A 1,606-nucleotide genomic window follows, 5' to 3' on the forward strand; every position below is an offset into this window, starting at 1 on the left:
TCAGGTACCGCACTCGCCGGACCGCGCCAACATCATCCCCGGCGGCGGCGCGGGCCCCGCCGCCACCCCCACCCCGGCACTGGGTGGGTCGCAATGTAGCGCCCGGGTACGACGTTTTCGCCGCGTCGTCCACAGCCCGCCTGATGGTCTGCTTCGCCCGGCTGATCCGCTGCGCCATCGTCGCCTCGGGGACCAGGAACGCCCGCGCGATCTCCGCCGTCGTCAGTCCACCCACCGCGCGCAGCGTCAGCGCGATCTGCGACGGCGCGCTCAACGCCGGATGGCAGCACATCCGCAGCAGCGTCAGCGAATCGTCGAACTCCAGGGCCTCCGACGGCACCTCCCGCAACGCCGCCAGCTCCTCGCGCCGCCGCCGGGCCTGCTCGTTGCGGCGCTGATCGAGCAGTTTGCGGGCGCCGGTCTGGATCAGCCACCCGCGCGGATTGCCCGGCACACCGTCGCCGGGCCAGTGCGTGGCGGCGGCGATCAACGCCTCCTGGGTGGCGTCCTCGGCGGCTGCGAAGTCGCCGTAGCGGCGGGTGAGCACCCCGAGGACCTGCGGCGCGCAGTCGCGCAGCAGGTCCTCGATGACCCGATCAGGCACCGGTGAGCTGCTCGAAGTCGGCGTCGTCCATGACGCGGCGTACCCCGACGGGCTGCTCCAGGGGCACGCCGCCGGGGCCCGGCACCCGGGAGACCAGCGCGGCGATCTCGATCGCCCGCTCCTCCGACTCGACGTCGACCAGCTGGAAGCCGGCCAACACCTCCTTCGACTCGGGGAAGACGCCGTCGGTGACGACCGGCGCGCCGGTGCCCGCGGTGACCGTCCTGCCCAGCTCGGGTCCGGTCAGGGCGTGGTGGCTGACCAGCTCCCCGCTCTCGGTCAGTTCCTTGTTCAGCGCGGCGTAGTAGTCCATGTGCGCGCTGACCTCCTCGGGGCGCCACTGGTCCATCGGGGTGTCCACGGCGCCGGGCTGGTGGTCCACGATGATCAGGTACTTCGGCATGTCGGTCTCCCTCGTTGCGTGACTGCTTGCACCCCGGGGACGAAGCTATATCGCTGTCCTCGACATCCGGCCGGACACTATTTTGGCGCGGTGAGTTCTGGTGCGGTGACGGGGATCGAGCTGGCGAGGGCGTACTACGAGCGCGAGGTGGCGCCGGGGTTGAGCGGGGTGCCGCACGCCGCGGCCCTGCTCGGGCCGGGGTCCGAGGTGCTGGGGTACGACGACGACGTGTCGGCCGATCACGCCTTCGGTGAGCGCGTGCTGATCTTCCGGGAGGTTCCCGGGGAGAGTGCCGGGGACTTCTTCGCCGCGCAGCTCGGCGTGGATCCGGCGCGGGGGATGGGGGTGGCGGACTGGCTGCGGTCGCCGACGCAGATCCTGGCGACGCTGACCGCCGGCGCGGTGTTCCACGACCCGGCCGGCGAGCTGGCCCGGCGGCGGGCGGCGCTGCGGTGGTACCCGGACGACGTGTGGCGGTATGCGCTGGCGGCGGGCTGGCTGCGGGTGGCGCAGGAGGAGCCTTTTGTCGGGCGTACGGGTTCGACCGGCGACGACCTCGGATCGCGGCTGATCGCGGGCCGGCTGGTGCGGGAGCTGAT

The 1,606-nt window shown here is 72.5% G+C and carries 3 protein-coding genes; 1 reads left to right on the top strand and 2 read right to left on the bottom strand.

From position 1 onward, the window contains the following. The coding region (locus tag AB0M20_RS42420) for a sigma-70 family RNA polymerase sigma factor (protein WP_364307062.1) at window positions 1-604 on the bottom strand (604 nt) is incomplete at its 3' end. Beyond that, window positions 597-1,007, bottom strand: coding sequence for a YciI family protein (locus tag AB0M20_RS42425; RefSeq protein WP_364307064.1), 411 nt, complete (start codon window positions 1,005-1,007; stop codon window positions 597-599). The genes AB0M20_RS42420 and AB0M20_RS42425, both read right to left, overlap by 8 nt. A gap of 90 nt (window positions 1,008-1,097) precedes the next feature. Here AB0M20_RS42425 and AB0M20_RS42430 point away from each other — a divergent pair. Continuing rightward, on the top strand, window positions 1,098-1,606 hold a 509-nt coding region (locus AB0M20_RS42430), incomplete at its 3' end, for a DUF4037 domain-containing protein (protein ID WP_364307065.1).

It is taken from the genome of Actinoplanes sp. NPDC051633 (assembly GCF_040681735.1).
GTDB lineage: Bacteria > Actinomycetota > Actinomycetes > Mycobacteriales > Micromonosporaceae > Actinoplanes.

Excerpts from the sequence above, each read along its gene's own strand:
- AB0M20_RS42425 (WP_364307064.1), bottom strand. The coding sequence starts at position 1,007 with ATGCCGAAGTACCTGATCATCGTGGACCACCAGCCCGGCGCCGTGGAC.